This window comes from bacterium (assembly GCA_029210965.1).
Lineage (GTDB): Bacteria > BMS3Abin14 > BMS3Abin14 > BMS3Abin14 > BMS3Abin14 > JALHUC01.
In genome coordinates, this window is record JARGFZ010000066.1 from 1 (window position 1) to 8,052 (window position 8,052).

General features: G+C 57.3%; 4 protein-coding genes. All 4 read right to left on the minus strand.

What is annotated here, in order from left to right; all coding sequences use genetic code 11:
- On the minus strand, positions 1-4,258 hold a 4,258-nt coding region (locus tag P1S59_13850), incomplete at its 3' end, for a CxxxxCH/CxxCH domain-containing protein (GenBank protein MDF1527319.1).
- A 1,123-nt stretch (positions 4,259-5,381) separates the two neighbouring features.
- The gene (locus tag P1S59_13855; GenBank protein ID MDF1527320.1) at positions 5,382-6,155 is read right to left on the minus strand and encodes a hypothetical protein; all 774 of its coding nucleotides are present in this window, start codon (positions 6,153-6,155) and stop codon (positions 5,382-5,384) included.
- Between the two features lie 36 nt (positions 6,156-6,191).
- Complete coding sequence (locus tag P1S59_13860; protein MDF1527321.1) at positions 6,192-6,953, minus strand: hypothetical protein; 762 nt, start codon at positions 6,951-6,953, stop codon at positions 6,192-6,194.
- A 30-nt stretch (positions 6,954-6,983) separates the two neighbouring features.
- Entirely contained in the window at positions 6,984-7,688 is a 705-nt protein-coding gene (locus P1S59_13865; GenBank protein ID MDF1527322.1) for a hypothetical protein, read from the minus strand.
- Between the last annotated feature and the right edge of the window lie 364 nt (positions 7,689-8,052).

Sequence of the window (8,052 nt, forward strand, 5' to 3'; positions counted from 1 at the left end):
TGGGCGTCAACGACCAGTAGTGGCACTCGTCGCAGTCGAAGCTCGAACCTGTTCCCGTGCTGTCCCACGGCGCCCCCGCGTCGCCCCACACCGCCGGGTTCCCTCCCGGGCTGTGGCACACCGTCGTGGTGCACGTGTCGTCGTCAACAGTGGTGGCTGTCGCGTTGTTGTCGTAGGTAACAAGCGCCGTGTTGAAATTCACGGTCCCGTTCTGGTGGGGATAACCCACAGCGTCCCAGGCGCCGCCCAGGGGCGGCCCGTGGCACGTTTCACATTCCGTGTAGTCGCTGTCGGAACCCGCTCCGGCGGCGATGGCGTCGAAGTGCGCTGTATGGGATCCGCTCGTGGGAGGCAGGCCTTTGTTGCTGTGGCACTGGCCGCAGGGCAGGGTCGTCGTGTAGGCGTTTAAGGGGACATTGCTGGTGTACTGCCACAGCCAGATGTCGCCGCTGCCGGCATGGCAGTTGGTGCTGCACTTGCCGGTGGTCCGGCTATAGCTGTAACCGACGTCCAGGGTCGCCGAGATCGCCCCACGGTCAACGTGGTCGGCCAGGCCGGCATCCGTGGAACCGATGCCCCAGTGGCAGTCGGTGCAAGCGTCGTGGTCCCCGCCCGTGGTGTTTGCGGCGGCATTGAGGGCCACCGATGTGTGTCCGTACGTGAACGACCCCGAATTGCTGCCGCCGTCGTTGGCCGGGGCCTCGTAGCCTCCGATGGAGGCGGCCGAGTCCTTGCCGTGGCAGATGGTGCAGTCGGCCGCGGCGTCCCAAAGCCGGTACAGCTTTGCGCCGTCCACGTGGCAGCCTGTGGTCTCGCCCAGGCAGAAGGACTGGCTGTCGGTGCCGTCGTAGGCCCAGTTGATGGTGGATGTGAAGGCAGCCGCCGGCGTGTCGAATACAGCGTCCATGTGGGTGGCCGAAGGCGTCGCGGTGTGGCAGTTGGCGCAGCGGCCGGCGCTCAGTGTTTCGTCGTGTGGCACGAAGGCCTGGCCGTTGGCGTCGGTGCCGGTCACGGCGTGGAGGCCGCTGGCCGGGGCGAAAGAGTTGCCGCCGATGTACGAACCGCTGTGGCAGTCGGTACACAAAATCGCCCCGGTAAGCCATTCGTCCGTATCCCCTGCAAGGTGGCAGATGTTGACACAGGTGCTGTCGGTGCCGTTGAAGGCTGAGATGCTCGTGCCCAGGACCGGTGAGGTCACCACGCTGTCCAGGGTACTATGTGTGTTGGGAGCGTTGTTGTCGTTGTGACAGTCCACACAATCACCCACACCCGAATCCACGTAGGCGGTGTTGTTGCGATGGACAACGTGCTGTCCCTGGTCGGGAGGCCAGCCCCGCTCGAGGCGAAGACCCGTGGCGCTGTGGCAGTCGGTACAGTTCAGAGCGTTGGGCGAGTCCAGCCAGTCGCCGGCCAAAGCAGCGTCCACCAAGTGGCAGGTGTTGGCACAGCCTCCGGTACCGGCGTACCAGGTCCCCACCTCCGCAGCCATGGTGATGTCATCCACTGTGGGACCGTCGATATGAGTGGGCACCGTAGCGCTGGGACCGCCCTTGTGACCGTGGCAGTCTACGCAGTCGTTGGGAATATAGGTAGCGTTATCAAGGTGCACAGAGTGGCGTCCGGTGGGCGGGCCGGTGATACTGTCAATGGCCGCTGTCACGCCGCCTGCGACAAGGGTGCCTCCGGCGTTGTTATGGCAGTCGACACAGTCAAGGGTCGTTCCCGAGGTCCAGTCCCGTCCGTCCACCACCCCATGGCAGTTGTTTGTACAGGTTCCGGTAGAATCGATGTAGGCACTGACCTGGCTGCCAAAGGAGGCCGACTGGTCCACGTGCCCGACCTGGTCACCGCTATTGGCACCCGTCCCGTGACACGACTCGCAGTTGCTCACGTACACCGTGTTGGCTATGTGAGGGGCGTGCTGACCGGTGAGAGGGGCTGCGTTAACGAGGAGACCATCGTTGGTCCCGTTGTTGTGGCAGGAGGTACAGGTCGTCGTTTGGCCCCACTGGGGGGAAGCGGTGTTGTGGCACCACACGCTGGAACAGGTCTTGGTGGTGGAGTCCCAGGTACCGCTCACCACCACCCCACCGTCAAAAACAACCTCGATCTGCTGGTTGACGTGCCGTGTGCGGTCGTTGATGGTCCAGCCGTCGGCTGGGTTGGTGTCGGTAATGATGTTGTTGTGACACACCGAGCAGTTGTAACGGCCATGCTTGGTGGTGTCGATGTGGCTATTGGCCTTTGTGCTGGAGGCGGAAATACCGCTGCCGGGTGAGTAGATAGCATCACCGGAACCGCCGTTGGCGTAGTCGGGCGCGCCAAAATAGCTCGTGCCGGCCGCGTCAGTCCTGTTGGAACCGTGGCACCCCTCGCAGGAGAGGGTGGTGGAAACGTCATCATCCCAGGCCTGCTCGAGCACCACCGCCGTGTTGTACCGGTCGACTCCCTGGCCGTCACCGTGACAATAGAGGTTCAGGCAGACGTTGGGGGTAGTGGCGTTAATGGAGTAGGAGGGGCTGTACTTGTTGGGCCCTTCGGGCAGGACGTTGGTATTGATCTGGGCGTTGAACACCACGTTGCGGAAGGTTTCCGGGTTGCTGGTTGAAGTGTTGTGGTAGGAGGAATCGGGGCCGTGAATGTGGCAGACCTCGCAGCTGTACCCGTAGCCGGTGGTGCCGGCATGAAGAGCGTGGGGAGTCTTGTCCTCGGCCTTGAAGTGCCCGGAGTCTGCGTAACCGGTGGCAAAGCCGTCGGGACCGGAACCGTAGTTGGCCGACGGCGGCTGCCCGTGGCAGGTGGTACAGGAGTCAGAAGCGCCAAAGGAACCTGTCGTGTTGTCGTGGAAGTGGCACGAGTCGCAGTTGCCTGTGTAGCCAACCCCGCCGGTGTGCGGCGTTGTGTTAGCCGGCGATGTGCTCATGATCGAAGCGATGGGGCCAGGACCAGTGGGGACACCGTGGCAATCAGCGTTGTCACACAGCCAGCCGCTGAAGTTGGTGGTTCCCATGAAAGTGCTGTCGAAGTAGGCGCCGGCGGTACCGTAGTAGAGGGAGCCTGACGGTGAGGCTACCGGCACGGCGTTGCGCACCATGGTGATGTTGCTGCCCACCCCGTAACCGTGGGGATCGTGGCAGTCAAGACAGCCCACCTGGACATTGCTGCCGCCATGGGGAAATTTGTCAGCGTGACAGTTGGAGCTTACGCAGTTGGACAGAAGGGTCTTTTGAGGATCGGACAGACCGGATTTCTGGGTTGTGTCGACGTAAAAGGAGAGTCTGTCGCCGGTGATCGTCCCGTCCGCGTTAAAGTGTGGATCGTTGACATCGTGGCAGGTGGTACACACGATGTTGCTGGTGGCCTGGAAACGGCCGTGACCTCTGCCGTAGAAGTCGCTGCCGGCCCTGTTGGACGGAGGATCATCGAACGTGTGGCAGATCCCGCAGTCGTCCCTCTCCACCCTGGTCCCATCTGATTTTTTAACGGTGATGAGAGAAACGTTGTCCGGTGAGTTGTGAATATCGTGACATCCGGTGGGCGCCCCGTCGGTGCTCAGACAGCCCTGGATAGTCGTGGTGAAGGAGGAGCCCTCCAAAGAAAGGATGCCGGGGGCCGTGTAGCTGTGCTGCTTGCTGTTTGCCAGGAAGATAGGGGTGGGGTAGTTGGTGTCGTGACAGGCGCTGCACATGACGTTCCCGTCGGCGTTGTAGGGGGAAACGAGCGTGCTGCCGTGGGTGTAGAAGGTACTGGCCGCTATCAGTTGGCTGTTGGTGGTCCAGCCCACCGCTGAAGTGTCGATGGCGTGGATGTCAGGGTTTAGCCGGTTTAAACCGCCGTCAACATAGGTGACGTTGGTGTGACAGTCTACACAGTCCAGGGCACCTCCATCGTCAACATCGTTGGATACAAAAAGATCTACCGGGTGCTTTGACAGGGAATAGTCTGAAAAGTGGTTTTTGACCGCAACCTTGTTGGTGCGAATAGTGGAGTCGTCGTGGCAATAGACACAGGGCAGGTGATTGTTGACCTGCCACCCGCCGTTGATGATCTCCACCATCCGGGCATCCTTCTTGATAAGCTGGGTGCCCGTAATAACCATATCTTTGGCGCCGCCCACCGCGTGACAGTCGTAGCAGTTCTCCTCTGCCAGCTTGTGGGCTGCGAAAGCAGGAACCGTTCCCCCCAGAAGAAAAGCGGCCGCACAAAAGAGCATTAATATACGGATGGATACGGATGGGACGAACCTGTCCAACTCCATTAAAAGGCTCCTGAAAGGCTTAAGTTCCATCAATTTTAACGTGAAGGAACCAGATCATGCTTTAACACATCACTTGATGTCTAATACAACTTCCCACAGGAAAAGTTACACCCTCTGAATGCCCATTATTAAAGGGTTTTCCAAAGATAAACGACTATACCTTAAAACCCCAGGTGGAGCAATTTATGTCTATATTTTCGAGCAGGATGCGTGCCAAGGGATATAGCGTATAATATCCTTATATATCAAATACTTAAGACCACACATGTTGGCAAGGCCCTGACTGTGGTGAAGTTATACAACGCTTTATGAGTGATATGGCGTAACTGGTGTCAGGAAGTGGGTGCAAAATCCCCATTCTGACAGTCAAGTATGCACGAAATCAGTGAAAGACTTCAATTGCAGTCATGCCGGTTGCGACGACGTGTCATGGCATAGCAGACATGTGAGGGCATAACTACCAGCGACGCCCCAAAGCGAAGACGGAAGTTCGAAAAACGAAGACGGGTGGCATTCGGTATGGAAAAAACCTCTTGCAAAATGATCCTCGTATTTGCAGACAAAAAAGAGCCCGTCAGGGCTCTTTTTCACACTACTTACAGCGGCTTACGCCACTATCAATTTACTTCCAATTTCAGGTATCTCGTGGCAACTACAACTCGAATCAGTAAATAAAACTGCTACAGGAGTCGCAGTTCCGCGTCTCGGGTTTCTGAATCTGCTACTTCAGCAAGGATGAACGGATGATGAACCGACGACCTTCGGTGCGATATAGCGGCGTTTCATAGTTGGACCTCCTCTTTGAAAGTTAATTCCGAATTCAAGATTCCAAATTCCAAATATATTGTTTAAACACTAAGGTTGATGGACTCGCAAAAAGTCTATCAATGCGCCCCGCGCGGGGCGCCCAAATCAATGACTCGCACTGTAAGTCATTGATTTGTAAGGAAAGGGAAAACGACGCTTTTCCCTTTCCGTGGAGCGAAAAGTCCCGGATTGGACTTTTTGCGACTTTATCAAGGTTACTCACTAACATACCCTAACGTGTCACCGGATTCAACCTTGAGCTAATCGCAAGCGACTTCTACTGCTGTCATCGCTACCCTTACCGAGGGAAGCCATCCTAAAGGAAAAACGGCCAGAGGAGACGTTCTAACAGGAAGGATACCGCTCTTTTCACCAAGGGGCGTTTTGCTACCCAGGATGCTGGCTCAGGTGAGTAAGTGTAGTACTGGTCCACTAACCATGTACCTGGAGCGTTGGTTATAAGCCAGTCATCCCTGAAAGCCCTCAGGCGGTCCGTTCTCCAGTGCTCCGATCCCCAAAGAGCTGTGGCCACGAAGCACGGGCCTCCCCCGCCCCCGCTGCTCTTGGGAGCGGGAAGTACCGGGAGTTGAAACGTCTCCTCGCTGAAATTGAGGTTGTCGTCGACCATCAGTACAGTTACTGAAAACCACGAGAAGGCCGCCGCAGGCTGAGTCATAGTGAAGACAAACTCCCCGTCCCCGGTGGACCGGGCCAGGGCGGGAAGATCACCAAAATTAACCAAAGTCACTGAAACAGAAGCAAAATCAGGCGAGTCTATTGTGGCCCTGACACCGCGGGCTGTGTTGGGCATACCCGCGTGTTTGACCTCCAGACTTAAACGTACTTCGTTGCCAGCGGTGATCCACGCGTCATCATCACCGTCGTCGAAGGTGCCGCCCGCTATCACGAAGGAACCGGCACGGGTGGTGCCTGAGTACCCCATGGTACTGCTGCTGTGGGTGATGATATCGACCGTCATGAGGTAGTCAGCCAGGTCCGCGTCGCTCAGGGGGCCAAACCCGTTGACAATATTGATCCCGGTATCAACTCCCCCATTGTCCTTGTTATTGGGATCAGGTGCGCTGAACACATAGAAATCATCCCGTCCCTGCCTGTAGAAATCGCCCTAGATCCCGGTCACGGGAAAGTCCGGAAAATCGCCAAAGTTAGCCTGATCGTCCAGATCCGTATTGGAATCGGCCTCCTCAAGATCGACCCCCTTATGGCTCGGGTCGTCGTTGGGATAGTTTGCCAGGTCTCCACCGGGGAAAATAACATTTTCATCCACATGAAACAGCAGAACGGCACCCTCGTTATCGTAGTTAAAGCCGCCATCGTAGGTGCCGGTGCCCCCGTTCTGACGGTGTTCAATGAGGAAATACTCACTGGGGTTCCACGGTGTCATGGTATTCCAGGAAGAGGAGGACCAGATCTTGACAACCTGGGGATAGTCCACCGGCTCCGGGTCCTGGGCGCGCCAGATCTGGAAGGCTGTGTCGGCGTGAAGAGCTATGGGCTCGGCCCAGCCCAGATAAGTACGGAACCAGGCCGAGGGAAGGCCGGGGTATTTCCAGGAGGAATTGGCGGCCGTAAAGAGATCGTCGTGGGTCTTCATGCCGTAAAGACCGAAGGACATGAGGTCGTAGTGGCCAAGACCGTAGGAGGCCTGATCGGGGTCATAGAGGTCTGGCAGCCCCAGTATGTGGGCGAACTCGTGGACCAGGGTCCCGAGGGTCTCCTGGTACGTCCCGACGGTCCCCCTGCCATGACTGCCGTCACCGTCCGAGGCATCGGGGTCCCTTTCCGGGACCATGGCCCAGTCGATGACCTTGACCCCGTCGGCCGTCCACTCCTGCCCGGACGGAAAGGACTCGTAGTGGCTGGCCATGTGAAACGACGCTTCGGGCTGGGTGAAATATTAGGCGGCCGGGCCCGCGTGGACGATCACTAAAGCATCCAGCACCCCATCGTCATCGAGGGAACCGGGCACACCGTCCGGGCCGTCGTTGTCGAATTCCGAAAAATCAACCCCTGACACTGTATAGGCATGATCAAGGGCGTCTTCCACCATCCCGCGATGGTCCCACGGATAAGTTCCAAAACCGCTCTGGGAGCTGACATAGTATGAATAGCTCTGGGGCATATCCACAATGACCACGGAACCGACAGCCGCGCTTTCAAGTTCGAGCCTGCCCCCCGATACGACGCGGTAATAATCGGCGAAGCCGGGAGAGTCCGAATAAAGAAAGGCCGGGTAGTTGGCTGCAATGGTTGTGGAAAAAGCCTGGTCGGTGAAAGAAAGCAGGAGAAAAAGAGGCTGTATCGTTTCGGTGGTAGAGATGCCTGGAAGGGGGACAGCTGCCAGAGGTACTATCCCTAAGCTTTCAACTTTTCCCGATGAATTATCACCCTGGTCTTTCGACTTTGACTTGATTATTTTCCTGTTTTTCTTCGGTGCCCTGATGGGTCGATTCAATCTCTCGGAGCGTTTCTCTGGAGGTATGATTACCGTACCCGGATGGGCGGGGGGTGCGGCGTTGGCCAAAGGGGCAAAGTAAAGCATGGGCAAAACCAGCACCAGAGCCTTGAAAACACCCTTAAAACTGTGATCTGAACCGATCATGTCTGCCTAAAGCCTTCCCCCCATTGTTTCAATTTTGTAACAATTATAACCTAATGTGGAAGCTGATACTAGGATCCCGGTTTGTCTTCGCGAGCCCAATTATAGTCAATTTCCATATTCTTCCTCCCCCTGTTGAGGGGGGAGGATCGAGGTGGGGGTGAAAGGAACCTGCCCGCGCGACGCGATCCCGGTTTGTCTTCGCGAACCGTTATCATGTGAAGCGATCTCACAGGGCGGGATTGCCACGCCCTACGACAAGCTCGGGGCTCGCAATGACAACCATGTGGTCTTCGCGAGCCCAATTATAGTCAATTTCCATATTCTTCCTCCCCCTGTTGAGGGGGGAGGATCGAGGTGGGGGTGA